This window comes from Bradyrhizobium sp. CB1015, assembly GCF_025200925.1.
Lineage (GTDB): Bacteria > Pseudomonadota > Alphaproteobacteria > Rhizobiales > Xanthobacteraceae > Bradyrhizobium.
Genome location: NZ_CP104174.1, coordinates 3,634,595 through 3,657,803, shown reverse-complemented (window position 1 = coordinate 3,657,803; position 23,209 = coordinate 3,634,595). Strand labels below are relative to the sequence as shown.

The window sequence follows — 23,209 nt, the reverse complement described above, 5'->3', positions numbered from 1 at the left end:
TCCGCCGTCATTCCGGGGCGATGCGCCGGAGCCGCGAAGCGGGCCTGGAGCATCGAACCCGGAATCTCGAGGTTCCGGGTTCGATGCTTCGCATCGCCCCGGAACGACGGAGCACTCACTTACTGGAACTGCGACTTCTTGTAGTAGCCGCTGTCGACCAACACCTTCTCCCAATTGTCCTTGTAGACCACCACCGGCTTGAGCAGGTAGGACGGCACGGTCTTGACGCCGTTCTCGTAGGTCTTGGTGTCGTTGACGGTGACCTCCTTGCCGGCGAGCGCGGCGTCGACCATGTCAGCGGTCACCTTGGCGAGGTCGCGGGTGTCCTTGAAGATGGTCGAGTACTGGTCGCCGCGCAGCATGGCCTTGATCGAAGGCACTTCTGCATCCTGGCCCGAGATGATGGGCATCGGCTGGCCGGCACTGCCGTAGCCGACGCCCTTCAGCGAGGAGATGATGCCGATCGAGAGGCCGTCATAGGGCGACAGCACGGCGTTGACCTTCTTGTTGCCGTAGTAGGCGCTGAGCAGGTTGTCCATGCGGGCCTGCGCGGTGGCGCCGTCCCAGCGCAAGGTCGCGACCTTATCCATGCCCATCTGGCCCGACACGACGACGAGCTTGCCGCTGTCGATATACGGCTTCAGCACGCTCATGGCGCCGTTGTAGAAGAAGTAGGCATTGTTGTCGTCGGGCGAGCCGCCGAACAGCTCGATGTTGAAAGGACCCTTGCCGTCCTTCAGGCCGAGACCTTGCACGATCGACTCTGCCTGGAGCACGCCGACCTGGAAATTGTCGAACGTCGCGTAATAGTCGACGTTCGGCGTGCCGCGGATCAGGCGGTCATAGGCGATCACGGTGATGCCTTTTGCTTTCGCCTGCTTCAGCACGTCGGACAAGGTGGTGCCGTCGATCGCGGCGATCACCAGCGCCTTGGCGCCCTTGGTCACCATGTTCTCGACCTGGGAGAGCTGGTTCGGGATGTCGTCCTCGGCATATTGCAGGTCGGTGTTGTAGCCGCGCTCCTTCAGCACCTTGACCATGTTGTTGCCGTCGTCGATCCAGCGCGCGGAGGATTTCGTCGGCATGGCGATGCCGACCGTCGCCTTCTGGGCGAAGGCAGTGACGCCTGTGGCCATCGTGGCGACACTGGCCAGCGCCAGCGCGAGAAATGTCGTCTTCAGTTTCAGCATGTTTCACTCCCTTTGGGTATCAGACTTTCTATCGTGGTTTCGAGAACGACGGTCGTGTACGGCTTGGGCCTCCTATGCGAGCTTGACGTCGGGTTCCGCGCGTCCGCGCGCGGTTGCTTCGAGCAGAAAGGTGCAGCCGGCTTGCGGATCGGCAGCACGTGCCGCCGCGTCCATGTCCTGCCAGGCCGACGTGACGAGCAGGCGCGACAGGTCGGGTCCGACGAAGGCAGGGCAGCTCGCCTGCTTCGCCGGCACGCTGAGCGAACGCAGGCGCTCGCCTTGCGGCGAATAGACGTCGATCCGGCTTGCGCCCCAGCATGCATTCCAGATCTGCCCGTCGGCGTCGCACACCGAGCCGTCGAGACCGCCGATGCCGCTGTGGCGCAGCAGCACCTCCGGCTCGCCGCGCGGCAGGCCGGTCGCGGGGTTGAGCGGCACGGCATAGAGCACCGCGCGCGGGGTGTCGGTGAAGTAGCCGGTGGCGCCATCGGGCGAAAAGCAGATCGAATTGGGAATGCTGATGCCGGGAAACAAGGTCGATATCTTGCCGCGATGCAGCGCGTAGATCGCACCCGCCTTCGGCTCGGCTGTCTTGGCCATGGTGCCGATCCAGAATGTGCCGGATTGATGCACGCGGCAATCGTTCGAGCGCGTCGCCGGATTGTCCGCTTCGAGCGGACAGAACAGCGTCATCGCACCATCAGCGAGCTTGCGGATGTAGAGGCCGTCTTCGGCGACGATCAGCTGTCGCTCGGCGTCGATGCGCCCCAGCGCGCTCGCCATCCGGCCAAGCGCGTGGATGCGGACAGAACCGCTGCCGAGTTGCGCCTCGAACAGGTTGCCTTCACGAATGTCGAACCACCAGGCCGTATCGGTGGTCACGTCATAGGTCGGACCTTCGCCGAGATGGCAAGGATGGTCCGAAAGGACAGTCGTTGGCACCTGCTCCATCATGGCGACCTCACCGAAAAGCGATAGACCGTGTGATGGCGATAGACCCCGCCGGGATCGAGGCGCGGGCTCGGAAAATCCGGCCGGTTCGGAGCGTCGGGCCAGATGTGCGGCTCCAGGCACATGGCGTCCGATTGCCGAATCAGCTTGCCGTCCTTGCCCGACATCGTCCCATCGAGATAATTACCGGAATAGACCTGAAGTCCGGGCTGGTCGGTGAGCAGCTCCATGATGCGCCCGGAGCGCGGCGCCTCCAGCCGCGCCGCGAACGCAAGCTTGCCGTTGCGCCCGAGGCAATAGGTGTGGTCGTAGCCCCTGCCGTTTCGCAATTGCGGGTCGCTCTCGCGGATGCGCTCGCCCACCGGCCGCGGATTGCGGAAATCGAACGGCGTGCCGGCAACGCTGCGCGGCGGCTCCGGCAGCGGAATGGCGGTGGGATCGATGGCGAGGAACTGCTCGGCGGCGACCATCAGGCGGTGATCCAGAATGGACGTACCTGACGTCGCGCCCTCGAGGTTGAAGAAGCTGTGGTTGGTCAGATTGACGATGGTCGGCCGGTCGGTCCGCGCTTCCATCAGAAGCGACAGCTCGGTCGGGCCGGTGATGCGATAGGTCACGCGGACGTCGAGCTTGCCCGGATAGTTCTCCTCGCCATGCGGGCTGGCATAGGTCAGCGTCACGGCGGGCTCGGCGCCCTCGTCGAGGTCCGCGATCTCCCAGAGCTTGCGATCAAAACCGTCGAGCCCGCCGTGCAGTGCATTCGGACCGTTGTTGACGGCAAGCTGCACCGTCTCGCCTTGAAGCGAAAATTGTCCCTTGGCGATGCGGTTGGCATAGCGGCCGACGGTGGCGCCCAGAAACTTCCGTTCGGCGAGATAGCCGGCGAAGGCATCATGGCCAAGCACGACGTCGTCGTATCCGCCGTTGGAATCTGGCGCGATCAGCGCTTGCAGCACCGCGCCGTGGCTGATGATGCGCGCCTCGAAGCCGCCCTCCCCACGCAGCACGACGCGCTCGACCTTGCGGCCGTCGGGCAGCGTCCCGAAGACGTCTCTTGTGATTGTTGATGCGGCCATGCTCAATCCACAAACGGTTCGACGATCGTGTGCTTGCCGAGCAGGAACGCGTCGGCGACGAGACGGAGCGGCGTCAGATCGACGTCACTTGCGCCGGTCGCTGCGAGCTCGACGAAGCGCCGGTAGAGCCCGCGATATTCCTGATCAGGACCTTCGGCAAGCAACTTGCCGTCGACGGCCATGCGCGCGCCACCGCTGGACAGCGTCAGCCGGCCCTGATCGGTGTCGACGAGGATATCCCAGCTCTGCGGCCCGGTCTGGCGGAAGTCGAACTCGGCAGTCACCGGCAGGCCGCTGATATCCGTCAGGTTCAGGTTCGCCGCGATCGGCGCCTGGCAGTTGGCTGGAAAGGCCAGCTCGGCCGCGGTGACGAACACGGGTTTCGGCAGAATCCTGGTCAGGATCGACAGCGCATTGATGCCCGGATCGAACACGCCGAGGCCGCCCGGCTCCCAGATCCAGCCCTGTCCGGGATGCCAGACGCGGACATCCTCCTTCCAGCTGATGTGCACCGATTTGATGCGCCGCTCGGCGAGCCATTGCCGGGCCGGCTCAACCGCCGGCGCATAGCGCGAATGCCAGGTCGCAAACAATGTCCGCTTCGCACCCGCCGCCATCGCAATCAACGGATCAAGCTCGGCAACGCCGGTGCCCGGCGGCTTCTCCAGCATGACATGCTTGCCGGCGGCGAGCGCTGCCGCGGCCTGGACCCGTCGCACCTGCGGCGGCGTGCAGAGCGAGACCGCGTCGATCGGCGGCCCCTTCTGAAGCAATTCCTCGATGGTCGCAAAATGCGGCACCCCCGGCGGGGAGGCATTGCGGCTCGCCACGGCGGCGAGCATTGCACCCGGTGTGGCGGCGATCGCCGCCACATGCTGGTCCCGCGCGATCTTGCCGAAGCCGACGATGGCGATGCGAAGGTCTGTCACGCTTGTTCTCCAGTATCGGTCGACGGCAGCGGCTCGGCCGGGGCGGTCTCGATCACCGTGCTGTCGTGACGGCGCATGCCGTTGTGAATGACGTAGATCATGGCCTCCGATGCGGCGTCGGCATCGCCCCCGACGATGGCATCGACGATCCTCTGATGCCAGAGCAGCACAGTCTCGCGGTCCTCGGTCTCGACCGGAGCGCTGAGCAGGAACGAAGCGCGCAGCGCTGCTTCGATGACATGCCCGACCGAGCGCATGAACAGATTGCCCGAGGCACGCGCCACGGCAACATGAAGCGCGAGATCGGCGTCGGCAAATCCGACCGAGTCGGACGCTTCATGCCGCATGCGATCCATGCAGCGGCGCAGCTCGCTGATGTCCTCCTCGGACCGCTGCGTGGCCGCCAGCATCGCCGCGCGCGGCTCGACGGCCAGACGGATCTCGGCGAGGTCGTTGAGGAAGCGCTTGTCGATGCCGGCGTCGAGGTGCCAGGCCAGCACGTCCGCGTCGAACATGTTCCAGGCGCCGCGCTCGCGCACGACGGTGCCGACCCGCGCCTTGGTGGTGAGCAGGCCCTTGGCGACCAGCGTCTTCACACTCTCGCGCAGCACCGGACGCGACACGCCGAACATCGCGATCATTTCGGCATCACCCGGCAGGCGCGTGCCTTCCGCATAGCGGCCGGCGATGATGTCGACGCCGATCGAACGCGCCACCTCCGCATGGTTGGAATGGGCCCGCCGCGTCGGGATGACGACGATCCGCGAGGTCATGACGCCGCTCCCACATGTTTCACCGCCGGCCGGCGCGCAAGCGTGACCAGCCCCTGCTGCAGGGCGATGAAGGCGAACAGAAGCACGCCGGTCGCGATCTTGGTCCACCAGCTCGACAGCGTGCCATCGAAATTGATGTAGGTCTGGATCAGGCCCTGGATCAGCACGCCGAGGAATGTTCCGACCACCGAGCCCTGCCCGCCGGTCAGCAGCGTGCCGCCGATCACGACGGCCGCGATGCTGTCGAGCTCGACGCCGACGGCGGACAGCGAATAGCCGGCGCTGGTGTAGAAGGAGAAGACAATTCCCGCGAGCCCCGCGAGCAGGCTCGAGAGCATGTAGATCTTGATCGTCATCTTGCCGACGGCAACGCCCATCAGGCTCGCGGTGGTCCGGCTGCCGCCGAGCGCATAAACGTTGGCGCCGAACCGGGTGAGATGCAACAGCAGGGCGCCGCCGATCACGATCAGCAGCATGATGATTGCGATGGCCGTCAGCCGGCCGCCGCCGGGCATCCGCAGAGCAAAATCTGACACCGTCGCATAGACCGGCGCCGTGATCGGCACCGACTCGGTGGACAGCAGGAAGCTCGCGCCGCGCGCCAGGAACATGCCGGCCAGCGTCACGATGAAAGGTGGCAGATCGAAGACGTGGATGACGGCGCCCATCGCCGCGCCAAACGCCGCCGAGAGCGCGAGGATGGCGACGAAAGCGACCAGCGGCGGGATCCCCCAGCGCTCGATCGCCAGCGCGACGAACACGGTGGTGAAGCCAATCACCGAGCCGACCGAAAGGTCGATACCGCCGGAGATGATCACGAACGTCATGCCGGTCGCGACGATCCCCAGGAAGGCATTGTCGGTGAGGAGATTGCCGACCACGCGGGTGGAGGCGATGTTGGGGAATTGCAGGGCGCAGAGCGCAAAGCCCGCAACGAGCACGATGGCCGTGATCAGAACCGGCGGCAGGCCTTTCATGCTTTCGCCCTCCGCAGCCACGTGACGAGCCCGTCGAGACCTGAGAATTTCGGCGATTGCAGCAGCAGCACCGCGAGCACCACCACCGCCTTGACCAGCAGGTTGAACTCCGGCGGGTAGCCCGACAGCAGAATGCCGGTGTTCATGGTCTGGATGATCAGCGCACCCAGCACGGCCAGCACGAGACTGAATCGGCCGCCGAACAGCGAGGTGCCGCCGATCACCACGGCCAGGATCGCATCGAGCTCGAGCCAGAGGCCGGCATTGTTGGCGTCAGCACCCATAATGTCGGCCGCCGCGATCACGCCGGCGAGCGCAGCGCAGACGCCGCACCAGACATAGACCGCCAAAATCATCGCGCGCGTGCCGACGCCGGCGAGCTCGCTCGCCCGCGCGTTGCCGCCGGTCGCCTCGATCAGGAGCCCGAGCGCGGAACCACGCACGACCGCGCCGGTGAGGACGAGCATGCCCAAGGCAATCACGACCGGCACCGGCAGGCCGAGCACAGAGCCATTGCCGAGCCAGACCAGATCCGGCGAGGAGAACGTCACGATGCGTCCTTCGGTGATCAACTGAGCGATACCGCGCCCCGCGACCATCAGGATCAAGGTCGCCACGATCGGCTGCATGCCGAGCACGGCGACGAGAAAACCGTTCCAGAGGCCGCAGACGAGGCCGGCGCCGAGGGCGGCCGCCAGCACGACCGGAAGCCCGTGACTGTCGGCAAGGCTGGCGGCGATCGCACCGCAGATCGCCATCACCGCTCCAACCGACAGATCGATGCCGCGCGTCGCGATCACCAGCACCATGCCGAGCGAAAGCAGCGCCACCGGCGTGCCGCGGTTGAGTACGTCGATCAGGCTGCCGAAGAGACGGCCGTCCTGCAGGCGCAGGTCGAAGAATTGCGGCGAGACCACGCGGTCGACCGCGAGGATGACGATCAGCGCCAGGATCTGGGCAAGGCCGCGGCGCGGCAGCAGCGCTGTCATGCGTGAGCCCCACGGGCTGAGGCAGCCCCGTCCGCGGCAATGGCCGCGAGAATGTTGCCGACGTCGATCGCTTCGCCCGCGAGCTCCTCGACATGGGCGCGATCGCGCAGCACGACGACGCGGTCCGAGTAGGTCACGATCTCGTCGAGCTCCGAGGAGATCACCAGCAGCGAAAGCCCGTCATCGCAAAGCTCGCGGATCAGGCGGATGATCTCGGCATGCGCGCCGACATCGATGCCGCGGGTCGGCTCGTCCAGTACCAGAAGCCGCGGCGAGGTCGCGAGCCAGCGCGCCAGCAGCACCTTTTGCTGGTTACCGCCGGAGAGCAGGCCGACCGGGCGCTCCGGATCGGGCGGGCGGATGTCGAGCATCTTGACGTAACGGCGCGCGATCTCGTCCTGCTCGCGGCGCGCCAGCGGCCGATGCAGGCCGCGCTTGGCCTGGAGCGCGAGCACGATGTTCTCGCGCACGCTGAGCTCGGCGACGATGCCGTCGGTCTTGCGCTCCTCCGGGCAATAGCCAAAGCCGTGACGAACGCCGTCGCGCGGCGACTGCAGCCGAACGGCTTTGCCTTCCACCCTCGCCTGCCCACGATCGGCGCGCTCGGCGCCGAACACCAGCCGCGCCGTCTCGGTGCGGCCCGAGCCGAGCAGGCCGGCCAGGCCGACGACCTCGCCGTGGCGCAGCTCGAGATCGAACGGCGCGACATAGCCGGCCTTGCCGTAGCTCTCGAAGCTCGCGCACACCTCGCCGGCCTGGTGCTCACGCGTTGCCGCCCGCGCGGTGGTTTCCGCCAGCTCGCGGCCGAGCATCATCCGGATCAATTCCAGGCGCGGCAACGACGCGGTCTCGCGCTCGCCGACGAGGCGGCCGTTGCGCAGCACGGTGATGCGGTCGGAGATCTCGTAGACCTGGTCGAGGAAGTGGCTGACGAAGACGATGCCGATGCCGCGCCCCGCGAGCTGGCGCATGATACGGAAGAGAATCTCGACCTCATGCCGGTCGAGGCTCGCGGTCGGCTCGTCCAGGATCAGTACCCGGGCGGAGAGATCCACCGCGCGCGCGATCGCGGTGACGTGCTGAATCGCCACCGAATAATGGCCGAGCGGCGCGGCGACGTCGATGTCGAGGCCGAAATCCGCGAGCAGCGCCTTGGCGCGGCGCCGCATCTCGCCTTCGCGCACGATGCCGAAACGCATTGGCTGGCGGTCGAGGAACAGGTTCTGCGCCACCGAAAGGTTCGGCAGCAGGTTGACCTCCTGGTACACGGTCGCGATGCCCGCTGCCAGTGCTGCCTTGGCCGAGCGCGGCGCGATCTCTTCATCGCCGAGCCTGACGATGCCGGCATCGCGCGGAAACACGCCGGTGACGACCTTGATCAGCGTGGACTTGCCGGCGCCGTTCTCGCCGAGCAGCGCATGGATCTCACCGGCGCGCAGCGTGAAGTCGACCTCCTGCAACGCGCGCACCGCGCCAAAGCTCTTGCTGATCCCGCGCACCTCCAGCAGCGGCAGAGCAGGATCAAGGCTGTTTTCCATCGCGACGTCACTCCCACCGGCGCCCGCGGACAGCGCGCACGCCAAGCCTACTCGTTCGCGCAGCGGTTTCGAAGGGGGTGCCGGACCGCAAGTCGCGGTCCGGCGGAGCCCACCTCAGTAACCGAGGCCCTTCTTGCTGTCGTAGATCTTCTGCGGATCGTCGGCGGCGGTATAGAGCTTCGACTCGGTCTGGATCCATTTCGGCGGCACCGTACCCTTGTCCTTGAACGCCGCGATGGCATCGAGCGCGGGGCCGGCCATGTTCGGCGTCAATTCGACGGTGGCGTTGGCTTCGCCCGCGGCCATCGCCTTGAAGATGTCGGGCACCGCGTCGATCGAGACGGTGAGGATCTCCTTGCCGGGCTTGAGGCCGGCTTCCTTCATCGCCTGGATTGCGCCGACCATCATGTCGTCATTATGGGCATAGACCGCGCAGATCGACTTGCCGCCGCCTTCGGCCTTGATGAAGCTCTCCATCACCTCCTTGCCCTTGGCGCGGGTGAAGTCGCCGGTCTGGCTGCGCACAACCTTCAGGTTCGCGTGCTTGGCAATCGCAGTGTCAAAGCCCTTCTTGCGGTTGGCCGCGACGCTGGCGCCGACCGTGCCCTGCAATTCGACGATGTTGCAGGCCTTGTTGCCGACCGTCTTCGCCAGCCAGTCGCCGGCGACCTCGCCTTCATGAACGCTGTCGGAGGTGACGGCGGTGAGATAGAGTTCCTTGCCGGAGGGATCGATGTCGCGGTCGAGCAGCACGACCGGGATCTTGGCCTCCTTGGCTTCCTTCAGCACCGAATCCCATCCTGTCGAGACGACAGGCGCGAGGAAGATCGCATCGACATTCTGCGCGATGAAGGAGCGGATCGCCTTGATCTGGTTCTCCTGCTTCTGCTGGGCGTCGGCGATCTTGAGGTTGACCTTCCGCTTGGCAGCTTCCTGCTTGGACACGGATGTCTCGGCCGCGCGCCAGCCGGATTCCGATCCGATCTGCGAGAAGCCGATGGTGAGCTGGCCGGCGCTGGCCGGGGTTGCGAGCAACAAGGCGGCCATGGCGCTGGCCGCAAAGAGGGCTTTAGAGGTCATCAGGCGTGTCTCCCAAGATGTTATCCGGGCGCCCATTGGTAGCATGGCACCCCACAGGCCGGCCTTCGGGCCAGCGGCGGGCACTATTTCATGGAAGTGGAGTTCAGACTAGTCATATTATTTGACTATTTGGGCGAAAACGCATGGGGGTGACGGTAAGCTGATTATGACACGCTCAGCGCGATTTTGTTCCCTTGATGCAACGGGGAGATGAAAAAAATCAGGCGGCCCCGATGGAGCTTCAGCTGTCAGCGCGGCGAGGGTGCGCCCCTCGCCGCGCTTGGGGAGGCGAAGGGCAGCAGCGCTAGATCAGCTTCCGTTGCGCAAGGTTCTTCATCAGCGCGCCGATGCCGAACGTCCAGGGCTCGCACTCGTCGCTGGTGCGCATGCGGTTGACGAGCTTGCCGAGCTGAGGCGCCGAGATCGTGACGATGTCGTCGCGCTTGTGAGTGAAACCCTGCCCCGGCGCATCGCGATCCTTCACGGGAGCGAACATGGTGCCGAGGAACAGCACGAAGCCATCGGGATATTGATGCACCTTGCCGATGGTCTGCGCGACGAGATCGGTCGGATCGCGACTGATCTTGCTGATCGAGGAATGGCCGTCGAGAACGAAGCCGTCCGTCCCCGTGACGTTCAGGCTGATATCGAGCCGGCGCGCGTCGTCCAGCGTGAAGGTGTCGTCGAACAGGCGCAGCAGCGGGCCGATCGAACAGGACGCGTTGTTGTCCTTGGCCTTCGACAATAGCAGCGCCGAGCGGCCCTCGAAGTCGCGCAGGTTTACGTCGTTGCCGAGCGCGCCGCCGACGATCTTGCCGCGGCTCGAGACGAACAGCACCAGTTCGGGCTCGGGGTTGTTCCAGGTCGATTTCGGATGCAGGCCGGCATCCATGCCGGTGCCGACCGACGACAAGGTGGGCGCCTTGGTGAAGACCTCGGCATCCGGACCGATGCCGACCTCGAGATATTGGCTCCAGGCGTTTTGATCGATCAGCACCTGCTTCAGGTGCATCGCCTGGTCCGATCCCGGCTTGAGCTTCGACAGATCGTCCCCGATCAGACGCGTCACTTCTTTCCGGATCGCTTCGGCCGAGGCCGGATTGCCCTTGGCGCGCTCTTCGATGACACGTTCCAGCATCGAGATTGCGAAGGTGACGCCGGCGGCTTTCAGCGTCTGGAGATCGACGGGCGCGAGCAGCCAGGGCTTTTGGGGATCGCGCCCGTCCGGCGGAGTGTTGGCTACGATCGCCTCGAGATCACCGATGCGCTCGCCCCTAGCGGCGGCAAGCGCCTTGGCGGGATCGTCCGCCTCGCAGAGCGCGCTGATGGTCGGAAACTTCGCGGTGACATCGAACACACCGTCGTCGCGCACGGCAACCACGGCCGGCCCATTCACCTGCGGCAGCCAGACGCGGCCAGCCAATGTTCCCCGCGTGCCGTCCTCTGGGAGAAGGTCCTTCACAGTCAATGTGGTCATGGCCGGCGTCCTCGCTGCTTCTCAGGATCGGCTGCATTCGCAGCGGGATCCCATTGACGAAAACCAATAACGGTCTGGCCGGGGAAGTCCAGAGTAGCAGCGCGCCGCCAACCCTTGCGCGCAGCACCGCTGCGATTGCGATCGATCTATTTGAACCAGTGCACCAGCGCGATGCTGATCCCCAGCAGCAGCATCAACGACAGCGTCACGGCGGCCGTCACCCGGCCACCGACGTTCGCGAGCACGCGCACGTCAACGCCAAGGCCGAGGGCTGCCATCGAGACCACCGTGAGAAAGCCGGTGATCTTCGTCACGGGGCCAACCACCGTAACCGGCACGATCTCCAGCGAGCGCAGCGTCGCAAGCGCAAGGAAGCCGAGGATGAACCAGGGGACCAGGCGGAAGAAGCCGACGCTGGTCTTCCGGGAATCGCTCTGCCAGCGCGAGGCGACCAGCGACAACCCGACGACGACCGGGCCGAGCATCAGGACACGCATCAGCTTCACCAGCGTGCCGATCTGGGTCGAGACGAGGCCTGCCGGCACCGTCGCGGCAAGCACCTGCGGCACCGCGTAGACGGTGAGCCCTGCGAGGATGCCGTACTGCGTTGCGGACAATTGCAGCAGTGGGATCAGCAGCGGCAGGCCCAGCACCATCATCACGCCAAGGATCGCCGTGAAGGAGATCGAGGATGCAATTTCGTCGTTGCTGGCGCCGATAATGGGCGCCACCGCGGCGATCGCGGAATTGCCGCAGATCGAATTTCCGCAGGCGATCAGGATCGACAGCCGCGTTGACAGGCCGAGTAGCCGGCTGAGGCCGAAGGAGACGCAGAGCGCGACCACGACGACCGCGGCAATGGAGGCGAGCAGCGCAATGCCGGAAGCCGCGATCGCGGCAAAGCTGATCGAGGCCCCGAGCAGCATCACCGCGACTTCGAGCAGTTGCTTGGCGCTGAAGGCGATGCCCGCCTGCCAGCGCGGGGCCGGCTTCCAGAAGCTGCGCACCGCCATGCCGAGCAGGATCGCCATGACCAGCGCCTCGACATAGGGATGCTCGAACACGCCCAGTTCGGCCCGCTCGAGCAGGGCCGACACGCCGGCCACGGCAATACAGAGGAGAATGCCCGGAATCAGCGCCGCAATACGGCTCGCGGCGGTGGCCGGCTTGGAATCGGCCGGGCTGGATGCTTGATTCTGCGACACAAATCTCTCCCGAAGGAGAAAGATTTATACGCAGCGCGACCAAATTGGGAAATATGTTTTCGACATATCAGGGCCGAGAGAAGTTCTGTCCTCAGCCCGGAATAAACGGCATCAGAAGATCAGGTTCTTGGCCAGCGAGGCGACGCGGCTGAAGCCGTCATAGATACCCGGCTCGAAGAAGGCGGCACGGGCCAGCACGATGCCCGCGACCAGCGACCAGAACAGGGTGGTGCCGGCCCGCAGCAGGAGCTTCGAGGCGCGCGACTTCGGCTGTGTGTCCGTAGCGGACACCAATTGCTCGCCGAAGGGCTCAAATCCAGTGCGTTCCATGGCTGCCGATCCACCAATTTCTGCCGGAAATGTCGTCGTTTCGGCTCCAAACAGCAATGGAAGCGATTGGCGTTTTTGCCCTCGGAAGGGGAAACTCCTTCCTCCTGATGGAGCTGCGGCAATAGTTTTCTTCTTCCCGCCTATTTGGACACCGCCGCTCCAGTCACAACGCCCTCACCGCGCCGGGATTCCCGGGCCCGGAGGCACGGCCGCGGCGCCATCTTCCAGTCGGTTGATAGTACCGCACTGGCGGTAGCCCATCTCGCTAAGCTGCCAGCCCGCTCTCTACTGACGCAAACTCCAGCCCCAGACTCTCCGCCACCGCCTTGTTGGTCATCCGGCCGCGATGCACGTTGAGCCCGTTGCGCAGATGCGGATTCTCCAAGACCGCCGCAAAGCCCTTGTTCGCCAGCATCAGGCCGAACGGCAGCGTTGCGTTGTTCAGGGCCTGGCTCGAGGTCACCGGCACCGCGCCCGGCATGTTGGCGACGCAATAGTGAACCACGCCGTCGACCTCGTAGGTCGGCTCCGCGTGCGTGGTCGGGTGCGAGGTCTCGAAGCAGCCGCCCTGGTCGATCGCGACGTCGACCAGCACGGCTCCGGGCCGCATCGATTTCAGCATCGCGCGCGTGACGAGCTTCGGCGCGCTGGCGCCGGGCACCAGCACAGCACCGATCACGACGTCGGCGGCGAACACCTCGTCCTCGACCGTCTCGATGGTCGAGAAACGGGTGCGCACGCGTCCGACAAAGAGATCGTCCAGTTCGCGCAGGCGCGGGATCGAGCGGTCGATCACGGTGACTTCGGCACCTAAGCCGGCGGCCATGCGCGCCGCCTGCGTTCCGACCACGCCGCCGCCGAGCACCACGACGCGTGCCGGCTGCACGCCGGGCACGCCGCCGAGCAGCAGGCCGCGGCCGCCGGCCGAGCGCTTGAGCGCGGCGCCGGCGGCCTCGATGGCGAGGCGGCCGGCGACTTCGCTCATCGGGGCGAGCAGCGGGAGGTGACCGCTCGCGTCCGTGACGGTTTCATAGGCGATTGCGGTGCAGCCGGAAGCAAGCAGGCCCTTGGCCTGCTCGGGATCCGGCGCAAGATGAAGGTAAGTAAAGAGGATCTGGCCTTCGCGAAGCTGAGCCCATTCGCTCTTCTGCGGCTCCTTCACCTTCACGATCATGTCGGACTTTGCAAAGATCTCGCGAGCAGTCTCGGCAATGGACGCCCCTGCCCGCCGGTACACCTCGTCGGACGCACCGATGCCGCTGCCGGCGCCGCTCTCGACCGTCACCTGGTGCCCGGCGGCGACATATTCACGGACCGCGCCTGGGGTGAGCCCGACGCGATATTCCTGCACCTTGATCTCCTTCGGGACTCCGACGCGCATCTTGATCTCCCTCGCCAATGCTTTGATTCCATTGTTGATCGTAGCGAGAGGGTCGGTTTGGTTTCGTGCAAATATCCGCTACCTTGGCGGCGCCCGCGCCGGTTTCCGGCGCGAAAACGTCCTTTGACGCTGGAAACAAAACCTTGGCCCTCGACCGGAAAGACCTCGCCATCCTCGCGGAACTCACGACCAATGCGCGAGCCAGCCATACCGAGCTTGCCAACAAGATCGGCTTGTCGAGCACGGCGCTGGCGCGGCGGCAGAAGGCGCTGGAGGATGACGGCTACATCCAGGCCTACCAGGCCGCGCTCGACCTCGGCCAGTTCGGCCTCACCACCACGGTGCTGGTTCGCATCGCGCTGGAGAGCCAGAGCGACGAGGCGCTGAAGGCATTCGAGGCAGAGGTGACGAAATGTCCCTCTGTCGTGCGCTGCTTCCTGATGTCGGGGACGGACGACTACATCCTCATCGTGCTGGCCCGCGACATCCAGGATTTCGAGCGCATCCATCGCACCGAGCTGTCCCGCCTGCCGCGCGTGGCGCGGGTGCAGTCGAGCTTCGCGCTGCGCGAGATCGTCAACCGTGCGGTGCCGACCGTCGTGTTCGGCGAGACGAAGCGCTGATCTCGTCGATCCGATCGGGAGAACCGGTCGGGAACCAAGCAACCCGTCATCCGTTGGGCGCTATTGGCCAGCGGCGGCAACGCATTCTCGCGTCACTTCCCCAATTTGCCCGGCTCGGCCTTTCCGCAGGGAAATAGAATATGGCCGACCTTACGATTCCCGAACGCATTCCGATCAACCTCGTCGTCAATGGCGAAAGGCGCGCGCTCGAAGTCGTGCCGTGGACCACGCTCCTGGATGCGCTGCGTGACCGTCTGGAGCTGACCGGCACCAAGAAAGGCTGCGATCACGGCCAATGCGGTGCCTGTACCGTGCTGGTCGACGGAAGGCGGGTCAATTCCTGCCTGACCCTCGCCGTCATGAAGGATGGCGCTGAGATCACGACGATCGAAGGCTTGGCCGGGGACGGTGCGTTGCATCCCCTGCAACAGGCCTTCATCGACCACGATGCATTTCAGTGTGGCTATTGCACGCCGGGCCAGATTTGCTCTGCCGCGGGCCTGTTGGCCGAAGGCCGTGCGCGCGATGCGGACGAGATCCGGGAGCTGATGAGCGGAAATCTCTGTCGCTGCGGTGCCTACCCCAACATCGTGGCTGCGATCGAGCAGGCAATGAGCCGGTCATGAACAACTTCCAATATTCTCGCGCGAGCGACGTTGCCGACGCCATCCGCCTGCTCGCCGCCGATCCCGGCGCGAAGGTGATCGCCGGCGGCACCAACCTGATCGATCTGATGAAGCAGAATGTCGAACGGCCCTCCCGGCTGATCGACATCTCCCGCCTGCCGCTCCGCGACGTCGAGGAGACCGCCGACGGCGGTCTGCGCATCGGCGCCTTGGTGCCGAATTCGGACCTCGCCTACCATCCGTTGATCGAGCAGCGCTATCCCCTGCTCGCCAGCGCCATCCTGGCCGGCGCCTCCGCGCAACTGCGCAACATGGCCTCGGTCGGCGGCAATCTGATGCAACGAACGCGCTGCCCCTACTTCTATGACACGACGATGCCTTGCAGCAAGCGAAGCCCCGGCGCGGGCTGCTCGGCGATCGATGGCCTCAACCGCAACCACGCAATCCTCGGCACCAGCACGTCCTGCATCGCGACCAATCCATCCGACATGAGCGTGGCGCTGGCCGCGCTCGGCGCGCTCGTGCACATCGCAGGCCCCTCGGGTCAGCGCACCCTCGCGTTGACGGATTTCCACCGGCTTCCGGACGACAAGCCCCATCTCGATACAAATCTCGGCAGCGGCGAGATCATTACCGCCATCGAGCTGCCGCCGAACGGCTTTGCCCGGAACTACAGCTATCTGAAGATCCGCGACCGGCTGTCCTACGCCTTTGCTCTGGTCTCGGTCGCAGCCGCGCTCGAACTGGAGGGCAACGCGATCGGCGAAGCGCGCCTTGCGCTGGGCGGCGTGGCTCATAAGCCCTGGCGAAGCCTGGAGGCCGAAGCCGCATTGCGCGGCCAGGCGGCAACACCGGATCATTTCGGGCGCGCCGCCGACCTGCTGCTGCAGGGAGCAACGATGCGCTCCCACAATGGATTCAAGATCGAGCTGGCGCGCCGAGCCGTCCTGCGTGCGCTGTTGCAGGCCGCAAGCGCCACGCCGCAATCACAAGCTCACAAGAAGATCGCATGAGGACCTGATGAACGCCTATGTCGGAACACCAACGTCGCGCGTGGACGGCCGGGCCAAGGTCACTGGGGCCGCCAAATATGCCGGCGAATTCGCAGCAGACGGTCTTCTTCACGGCTTCGTGGTCGAGGCCACCATCGCGCGCGGGCGCATCGCTCGTCTCGACGCCAGCGAGGCGCTGAAGGTGAAGGGCGTGGTCGACGTGCTTACCCATGCACATCGGCCGCCCCTCGCCGACAAGGACGAAGCCTGGAAGGATGAGGTGGCGCCGGAGAAGGGCTCGCCCTTCCGTCCGCTCTATGACAACAAGATCAAGTTCAACGGCCAGCCGATCGCACTGGTCGTCGCGGAGGACTGGGAGACCGCCAAGTTCGCCGCAACCCGCGTTCGCGTCGAATATGAGCAGGAGGCGTTTGCGACCGATCTCGAATCCGAACGCGGCAAGGCCGCCAAGGTGGATCAGCCGCACAAGGCGCGTGGTGATGCGGCAGCAGCCCTGACGCGCGCGGCCGTGCGTCACGAGGCGGATTACGTCATTCCGAGCGAGCACCACAATCCGATGGAGCTCTATGCGACGACGGCGGTCTGGGACGGCAGTGGCGGGCTAACGGTCTACGACAAGACGCAAGGCGTCCAGAACGTGCAGAAGTTTCTCTGCAGCGTTTTCGGCAAGAAGCCGGACGACATCCGCGTGATCTCGCCCTATGTCGGCGGCGCCTTCGGCTCAGGCCTGCGGCCCCAACACCAGGTGGTGCTGGCAACCCTTGCCGCGCTCGCACTCAAGCGCTCTGTCCGCGTCGTGCTGACACGGCGGCAGATGTATGGGCTTGGCTATCGGCCGATGACCATCGAGCATGTCGCGCTCGGGGCAAGCCCCGACGGCACACTTGATGCCGTCACCCATGAAGCCATTGCCGTGACCTCACGCTTCGAGGACTTTTCCCGCAACGACACCGGCTGGGCCGAGCAGCTCTACAGGAGCCGCAACAGTTACTTTTCCCACAAGCTCGTCGACCTCGACGTCTCGACGCCGTGCGACATGCGCGCGCCGGGTGCGGCAACGGGCGTCTGCGCGCTCGAATGCGCCATGGACGAATTGGCCGTCGCGCTGAAGCTCGATCCCATCGAGTTGCGCCTGAAGTGCTACTCGGATCGCGACCAGAGCGAAGACCTCCCTTACACCAGCAAGCAGTTGCGCGAATGCTACGCCCGCGGCGCAGAAGCGTTCGGCTGGGCCCGACGCAACCCCGCGCCGCGCTCCATGCGCGACGGCAAGGAACTGGTCGGCTGGGGCATGGCGACAGGCGTGTGGGAGGCACTGCAGATGCCGGTCGCCGTCCGCATCGTCCTGACGGCCAACGGCCATGCCGAGGTCTCCTGCGCCGCGTCCGATATCGGCACCGGCACCTACACCATCGTGGCGCAGGTCGCGGCCGATGCCCTTGGGCTGCCGATCGAGAACATCAGCGTCCGGCTCGCCGATTCGACCTTGCCGCAAGCTCCCGTCGAGGGCGGCTCCTGGATGGCGGCATCGAGCGCGCATGCGGTGTTGGGAGCGGCCGAAGAGATTCGCCAGGAGCTCGCGCGTCTCGCCAAGGCCATGCCGGGCTCACCGCTCGCTGACCTCGACGCCGCCAACGCCACCCTGGTGGACGGCATGATCGCCAGCAAAGACAAGAACGGGGCTGCCGTCTCGATTGCGGATGTCATGCGCCACAGCAAGCTTGAGCGGATCGAAAAAGAGAAGCTCAACCAGTTCGCGGAGGATAAATCGCATGCCCGCAACGCGCATTCGGCGGTTTTCGCAGAGGTGAAAATCGACGAGGAGCTGCGAATTATCCGCATCACACGGATCGTCAGTGCGGTCGCGGCCGGGCGCATCCTGAACACCAAGACCGGCCGCAGCCAGATCATGGGCGGGATGGTCTGGGGAATTGGAATGGCGCTGCACGAGGAGACATTGATGGATCACCGCTTCGGCCGCATCATGAACGCTGACATCGCCGAATACCACATTCCCGTGAACGCCGACGTCCACGACATTGACGTCATTTTCGTCGACGAGCCCGACGACCGCATCAACCGGCTGGGCGTCAAGGGGCTCGGCGAAATCGGCATCGTCGGCGTGCCGGCCGCGATTGCCAACGCCGTCTATCATGCCACCGGCAAGCGCATCCGGCGCTTCCCGATCACGCTGGACAAGCTGCTGGATTGAGAGCGGCCGTCGTCATGGTGTTTGAGACTCATATCGCCACGAGCACAGACAGATGACCGTCACCCTGAGGCGCTCACGCTACGGTGCAATGCACCGTAGCGTGAGCCTCGAAGGGCGACAGCCGAGCGGCTAGATCCCGGCCGTTCATCCTTCGAGGCTCCCGATGGGACGCTCCGCGCCCCATCGCTCGCGCCTCAGGACGGATTGAGCTCAGGCTCCGCGGGCTCGCCTCGCTCCTGTCATCCCGGTGTCATCGAATGTGCAGAGAGCTGTATCTTCCTGCACATTCGGGACCTGCCATGGACTATTTCAAGCGCTTCAACTTCCTGTTCGCCGCACCTGTGTTCGACGCCGACGATCTCGAAGGCGTCCGCTTCAACCAGATCATCGAGGAGATCCAGCGCTCCGGCTTCGAGGTGGTCCGGGCCCGCAAGCTGGAGGACGCCGAAATGGCGGTGCAGACCGATGCCGCGATCGGCTGCATGGTGGTGGACTGGGGCAAAAAGGGTCTGGAGGGCAAGACCTCGGCGCTGATCAACCTGATGCGCCGCCGCGGCCTCGACTTCCCGATTATCCTCCTGATCCGGCGCAAGCGGTTCGAGGACCTGCCGGTGGAGGTGCTCGATTTCATCGACGGCTATGTCTTCCTGTCCGAGGAGACGCCGCCCTTCATCGCCAAGAACCTGATCAGCCGTCTTAAGCAATACGCCGAGACGCTGAAGACGCCGTTCTTCGGCGCGCTGGTCGACTATGCTGAGGAAGGCAACCAGCTCTGGACCTGTCCCGGCCACAATGGCGGCGTGTTCTACAACCGCAGCCCGATCGGGCGCGTTTTCGTCGAGCATCTCGGCGAATCCGTGTTCCGCGACGACCTCGACAATTCCGTGCTCGACCTCGGCGACCTCCTCACCCATGAGGGCCCGGCGCTAAAGGCGCAGAAGGAAGCGGCGGCGATCTTCGGCGCAGAAAAGACCTATTTCGTGCTCAACGGCACCTCGACCTCCAATAAGGTCGCGCTCGGCGCCCTCGTCACCGACGGCGATCTCGTGCTGTTCGACCGCAACAACCACAAGGCCGCCCATCACGGCGCGCTGATGATCAATGGCGGCATCCCGATATATGTGCCGACCGTCCGCAACGCCTGGGGCCTGATCGGGCCGATGCGCTGGGACAGGCTCGACGAGAAGACTTTGCGCGAGGCGATCCGCAACCATCCGCTCGTGAAGGACCGCGACGCCTGGCGCAAGGAGCGGCCGTTCCGCGTCGCCGTGGTCGAGCAGTGCACCTATGACGGCTCGATCCACAGCGCCGAGATGATCATCAATCGCATCGGCCATCTTTGCGACTACATCCTGTTCGACGAGGCCTGGGCCGGCTTCATGAAATTCCACCCTCTTTATGCTGGCCGCTTCGCCATGGGGCTGGCCAATCTTCCCCCGGAAGCGCCAGGCATCATCGCGACGCAGTCGACCCACAAGCAGCTGGCGAGCTTCTCGCAGGCCTCACAGATCCACATCAAGGATCGCCACATCCGCGGCCAGAAGCGCCGCGTCGAGCACCGCCGCTTCAACGAAAGCTTCATGCAGCACGCCTCGACCTCGCCGTTCTACCCGCTGTTCGCCTCGCTCGACGTCGGCGCGCAGATGATGAAGGGCCGCTCCGGCGAAGTGCTGTGGGACGACACGATCCGGCTCGGCATCGAGCTGCGCAAGAAGATCCGGGCGATGCGCCGGGAGTTCGAGGAGAAGGAGCAGAATCCGGATCGCCGCTGGTTCTTCGAGCCGTTCGTTCCCGATCGCGTCGCCATTGCCGATGTCAGCCGCCCCGGCGCGGCGCACAATGTCGCCTGGGAGAATCTGTCGACCGACGAGCTCGCCACCAATCCCGCGCTGTGGCGGCTCTCCCCGGATACCAACTGGCACGGCTTTCCCGATCTCGTGGAAGGCTTTGCCATGACCGACCCGAACAAGCTGACGCTGCTCACCCCCGGGTTCGATCGTGCCACCGGGGCCTATGCCGAGCACGGCATTCCCGCGCCAGTCGTCGCGCAATATCTGCGCGAAAACCGCATCGTCCCCGAGAAGAACGACCTCAACTCCCTGCTCTTCCTGCTCACCCCCGGCGTCGAGGCGAGCAAGGCCGGCACGCTGATCTCCGGCCTCGTCGCGTTCAAGAGGCTGCATGACGACAATGCGCTGCTGGCCGACGCGATCCCGGAATTTTATCAGCGCCGGCAGGCGCGCTATGCCGGTGTGCGGCTGCGCGACCTCTGCGGCGAGATGCACCGCTTCTTCCGTGCCGCCGATGTCAGCGCCCTCCAGGCCCGGCAGTTCATGCCAGAGCATATGCCCGAGATCGCAATGTCGCCCCGCGATGCCGCGCGCTATCTGTTCAAGAACGACGTCGACTATCTCCCGATCGAGGCGATCGCCGGCCGCATCGCGACCACGCCGTTCGTGGTCTACCCGCCCGGCATCGCCACCATCGTGCCGGGCGAACGGCTGACGGAACGGGCGAAGCCCATGATCGAATATCTCAAGATGTTCGAAACCTGCTTCAACACATTCCCGGGCTTCGACGTCGAGATCCAGGGCGTCTACAAGGAGGTCGATGCGAACGGGCGCACCCGGCTCTACACTTATGTCGTGACCGAGTAGGTGCCGATGAACGAAGCAGCTGCGCGGGCGAGCGACGAAGCGGTCCTGGTCCGCACCTCACGCGAGAGCGATGTCGAGGCGATGCTGGCGATCTACCGCCATCACGTCCGCAACGGCGTGCCGCGCGATGTCGAGGGAACCGGTGCGCCGGAGCCGGACGACTTACGAGACCGGCGCAAGAACCTGAAGCAGACCCGCCTGCCGCATCTCGTCGCGACCTGGCGCGGCGAGGTCGTCGGCTATGCCTATGCCGTGCTGTTCCGCAAGCGACCGGCCTATCGCTACACGGCCAAGCACTCGATCTATGTCCACCACGCCCATCTCGGCCGCGGGGTCGGACGGCTGTTGCTGCAGGAATTGATCGACGCCTGCGCGGCGGCCGGCTTTCGCCAGATGATCGGCTATATCGATGCCGATAATGCGCCCTCTCTGGCGCTGCACGAGCGGTTCGGCTTCGCACGCGCCGGCCTGCTCAGCGGCGTTGCCTATCGCCACGGCCGCTGGTCCGACACCGTTATGGTGCAACGCTCGCTCGGCGCGGGGACGACGACGCCCCCGCCTGTCACGGCGCCCGGGCGCTAGGCCTTACGACGGGAAGTCGGCCGGTCTGACATGGATGCGGTCGGCATGCAGTGACCAGTGATGCAACGCCTGGTCCTTGCAGAACCTCGCTTTCGCACGTTCCCTGGCCTCGTCCTCGTCGGCGGCGTCGATCTCGAGCGTGCCCTGGCAGACCTCGCACTGCCGGCCGTATTCGCCGAGCACGTCCTTCATGAACCTGACGACATAAGTTGACATGGGACCTCCCTGCCTGCCCGCCGGCACTCTAGTCCCATTTAGGCCGGACGGGGAAAGGAGATTTTGACGCGGATCAAGGCCGGGGCTCAGTTCCCGGCCGTCCTCCAGGGCGCTTGGTGCGCCCTACCCCGGCGTCACCCCGAAGGCCTGCTTGAAGCGCTCCGCATAGCGCGGCCAGGCTTCGGGGTTGATGATGCGCGGCGGGCGCTTGCCGTCGAGCACATCCAGCACCTGCTCGGCGGCGATCCGGCCCATGTTCTGGCGCGCCTCGATGGTGACGCCTGCGGTGTGCGGGCTCGCCAGCACGTTGTCGAGCTGGAGCAGCGGATGCTCCGGAGGCGGCGGCTCCTTGGACCAGACGTCGAGGCCGGCACCGGCGATGCGCTTGTCGCGCAGCGCCTGCAGCAGCGCGTCCTCGTCGTGGATGAAGCCGCGCGCGGTGGTGATGAAATAGGCATGCGGCTGCATCAGCGCGAATTCGCGCGTGCTGATCATGTTGCGGCTGCCCTTGTTGAGGGGACAGGAGATCGAGACGAAATCGGCGCGGCGCAACAGCTCGTCGAGCTCGACCTTCTCCGCGCCCCGCTCGGCCATCACCTCGGCCGACAAATAGGGATCGTAGGCCAGCACCTTCATGCCGAGCAGGCCCTTGCACAATGCGGCGATGCGCCGGCCGACATTGCCGAGGCCGATGATGCCGACGGTCTTGTGCTCGACCTCGTTGCCGACGAGATCGTTGCGGTTGACGTCGCGCTCCCGGCGCAGCCGGCGATCCGACTGGATGATGCGCTTGGACAGCGTCAGCATCATCGCCAGCGCGTGCTCGGCGACCGAATGGGCATTGCCGCCGGACTGGTTGACGACGACGACCCCGGCGGCCGTGCAGGCCTCGACGTCGACCGGGTCGAAACCGGCACCGTTGCTGGAGACGAGCAGCAAATTCGGCGTGCGCTTCAGGAAGGCGGCATCGACATGGAAATGCGGGGCGAGCTCATCGCGGGCAGCGCCGACCTGGTAGACGTGGGCAGCGCCGAGGAGCGGGCCATAGACATTCTCAGGGCTTGCGTTTTCGATGCGATCGAGCCGGACGTCGGGCCTCGCCTTCAGGATGTCGATATAGATCGGATTGGCCAAATAATTGGAGTAGACGACGCGCTTGTTGTTGACGGACATCAGGACCCTTCCGGCTCTTTCGCGGAAGGTCCGCAACGTCAGCGCGATGCGCGCCCGCCGTGCCCCTCCCGTGTTCTGGTTATCGCCGCTTATGCCATGGCGGTGCCGGCCACGGCAGGCCTGCTGGCGCAGATCATGGTGACGGCGCGGACATGTTGACAATCCCGCTGCCCGCGTCAAGTTCGGCAGACCGCCGCGACGGCCAGAGCCA

General features: G+C 65.3%; 21 protein-coding genes. 6 read left to right on the top strand and 15 right to left on the bottom strand.

Going from position 1 to position 23,209, the window contains the following annotated elements; genetic code table 11:
- Nucleotides 1-119 precede the first annotated feature (119 nt).
- From chvE to ald, 13 genes are all read right to left on the bottom strand, one after another.
- The gene (chvE, locus tag N2604_RS16680; protein WP_311740007.1) at nt 120-1,190 is read right to left on the bottom strand and encodes a multiple monosaccharide ABC transporter substrate-binding protein; all 1,071 of its coding nucleotides are present in this window, start codon (nt 1,188-1,190) and stop codon (nt 120-122) included.
- Between the two features lie 72 nt (nt 1,191-1,262).
- Nucleotides 1,263-2,141, bottom strand: a complete 879-nt coding sequence (locus N2604_RS16675; protein ID WP_260376236.1) for an SMP-30/gluconolactonase/LRE family protein — start codon at nt 2,139-2,141, stop codon at nt 1,263-1,265.
- Nucleotides 2,141-3,217, bottom strand: coding sequence for an aldose epimerase family protein (locus N2604_RS16670; protein ID WP_260375700.1), 1,077 nt, complete (start codon nt 3,215-3,217; stop codon nt 2,141-2,143). Before N2604_RS16670 ends, N2604_RS16675 begins: the two co-directional genes overlap by 1 nt.
- 2 nt (nt 3,218-3,219) lie before the next feature.
- The gene (locus N2604_RS16665) at nt 3,220-4,146 is read right to left on the bottom strand and encodes a Gfo/Idh/MocA family protein (protein ID WP_260375699.1); all 927 of its coding nucleotides are present in this window, start codon (nt 4,144-4,146) and stop codon (nt 3,220-3,222) included.
- Nucleotides 4,143-4,919, bottom strand: a complete 777-nt coding sequence (locus N2604_RS16660) for a FadR/GntR family transcriptional regulator (RefSeq protein ID WP_260375698.1) — start codon at nt 4,917-4,919, stop codon at nt 4,143-4,145. Before N2604_RS16660 ends, N2604_RS16665 begins: the two co-directional genes overlap by 4 nt.
- Nucleotides 4,916-5,896, bottom strand: a complete 981-nt coding sequence (gene yjfF / locus N2604_RS16655; protein WP_260375697.1) for a galactofuranose ABC transporter, permease protein YjfF — start codon at nt 5,894-5,896, stop codon at nt 4,916-4,918. Before yjfF ends, N2604_RS16660 begins: the two co-directional genes overlap by 4 nt.
- Nucleotides 5,893-6,885 carry an ABC transporter permease gene (locus N2604_RS16650; RefSeq protein WP_260375696.1) on the bottom strand — a complete coding sequence of 331 codons (993 nt, stop codon included), beginning with the start codon at nt 6,883-6,885 and terminating at the stop codon, nt 5,893-5,895. Before N2604_RS16650 ends, yjfF begins: the two co-directional genes overlap by 4 nt.
- On the bottom strand, nt 6,882-8,423 hold the full coding sequence (locus N2604_RS16645) for a sugar ABC transporter ATP-binding protein (protein ID WP_260375695.1): 1,542 nt from the start codon (nt 8,421-8,423) through the stop codon (nt 6,882-6,884). Before N2604_RS16645 ends, N2604_RS16650 begins: the two co-directional genes overlap by 4 nt.
- A 114-nt stretch (nt 8,424-8,537) precedes the next feature.
- Nucleotides 8,538-9,503, bottom strand: coding sequence for a galactofuranose ABC transporter, galactofuranose-binding protein YtfQ (gene ytfQ / locus N2604_RS16640; RefSeq protein WP_260375694.1), 966 nt, complete (start codon nt 9,501-9,503; stop codon nt 8,538-8,540).
- Between the two features lie 304 nt (nt 9,504-9,807).
- The gene (locus tag N2604_RS16635; RefSeq protein ID WP_260375693.1) at nt 9,808-10,980 is read right to left on the bottom strand and encodes a fumarylacetoacetate hydrolase family protein; all 1,173 of its coding nucleotides are present in this window, start codon (nt 10,978-10,980) and stop codon (nt 9,808-9,810) included.
- Nucleotides 10,981-11,126: 146 nt separating this feature from the next.
- The gene (locus tag N2604_RS16630) at nt 11,127-12,185 is read right to left on the bottom strand and encodes a YeiH family protein (protein WP_260375692.1); all 1,059 of its coding nucleotides are present in this window, start codon (nt 12,183-12,185) and stop codon (nt 11,127-11,129) included.
- A 111-nt stretch (nt 12,186-12,296) separates the two neighbouring features.
- Nucleotides 12,297-12,515, bottom strand: coding sequence for a hypothetical protein (locus tag N2604_RS16625; RefSeq protein ID WP_027546306.1), 219 nt, complete (start codon nt 12,513-12,515; stop codon nt 12,297-12,299).
- A 265-nt stretch (nt 12,516-12,780) separates the two neighbouring features.
- Nucleotides 12,781-13,896 (bottom strand): alanine dehydrogenase, encoded by a 1,116-nt coding sequence (gene ald / locus N2604_RS16620; protein WP_260375691.1) that lies wholly within the window; start codon nt 13,894-13,896, stop codon nt 12,781-12,783.
- Between the two features lie 143 nt (nt 13,897-14,039).
- Between ald and N2604_RS16615 the strand changes: the two genes are divergently transcribed.
- From N2604_RS16615 to N2604_RS16590, 6 genes are all read left to right on the top strand, one after another.
- Nucleotides 14,040-14,519 (top strand): Lrp/AsnC family transcriptional regulator, encoded by a 480-nt coding sequence (locus N2604_RS16615; RefSeq protein ID WP_036035057.1) that lies wholly within the window; start codon nt 14,040-14,042, stop codon nt 14,517-14,519.
- Between the two features lie 140 nt (nt 14,520-14,659).
- Entirely contained in the window at nt 14,660-15,145 is a 486-nt protein-coding gene (locus N2604_RS16610) for a (2Fe-2S)-binding protein (RefSeq protein WP_260375690.1), read from the top strand.
- On the top strand, nt 15,142-16,158 hold the full coding sequence (locus N2604_RS16605; RefSeq protein ID WP_260375689.1) for a xanthine dehydrogenase family protein subunit M: 1,017 nt from the start codon (nt 15,142-15,144) through the stop codon (nt 16,156-16,158). Before N2604_RS16610 ends, N2604_RS16605 begins: the two co-directional genes overlap by 4 nt.
- Before the next feature lie 7 nt (nt 16,159-16,165).
- Complete coding sequence (locus N2604_RS16600; protein ID WP_260375688.1) at nt 16,166-18,370, top strand: xanthine dehydrogenase family protein molybdopterin-binding subunit; 2,205 nt, start codon at nt 16,166-16,168, stop codon at nt 18,368-18,370.
- Nucleotides 18,371-18,669: 299 nt separating this feature from the next.
- The gene (locus tag N2604_RS16595; RefSeq protein WP_260375687.1) at nt 18,670-21,027 is read left to right on the top strand and encodes an Orn/Lys/Arg decarboxylase N-terminal domain-containing protein; all 2,358 of its coding nucleotides are present in this window, start codon (nt 18,670-18,672) and stop codon (nt 21,025-21,027) included.
- A gap of 6 nt (nt 21,028-21,033) precedes the next feature.
- On the top strand, nt 21,034-21,609 hold the full coding sequence (locus N2604_RS16590; RefSeq protein ID WP_260375686.1) for a GNAT family N-acetyltransferase: 576 nt from the start codon (nt 21,034-21,036) through the stop codon (nt 21,607-21,609).
- Between the two features lie 3 nt (nt 21,610-21,612).
- Here the strand turns inward: N2604_RS16590 and N2604_RS16585 are convergent, their stop codons facing one another.
- Together N2604_RS16585 and N2604_RS16580 are read right to left on the bottom strand one after the other, a co-directional pair.
- Nucleotides 21,613-21,825, bottom strand: coding sequence for a hypothetical protein (locus N2604_RS16585; protein WP_036005605.1), 213 nt, complete (start codon nt 21,823-21,825; stop codon nt 21,613-21,615).
- Between the two features lie 123 nt (nt 21,826-21,948).
- Nucleotides 21,949-22,998 (bottom strand): hydroxyacid dehydrogenase, encoded by a 1,050-nt coding sequence (locus tag N2604_RS16580; RefSeq protein WP_260375685.1) that lies wholly within the window; start codon nt 22,996-22,998, stop codon nt 21,949-21,951.
- Nucleotides 22,999-23,209: the final 211 nt, after the last annotated feature.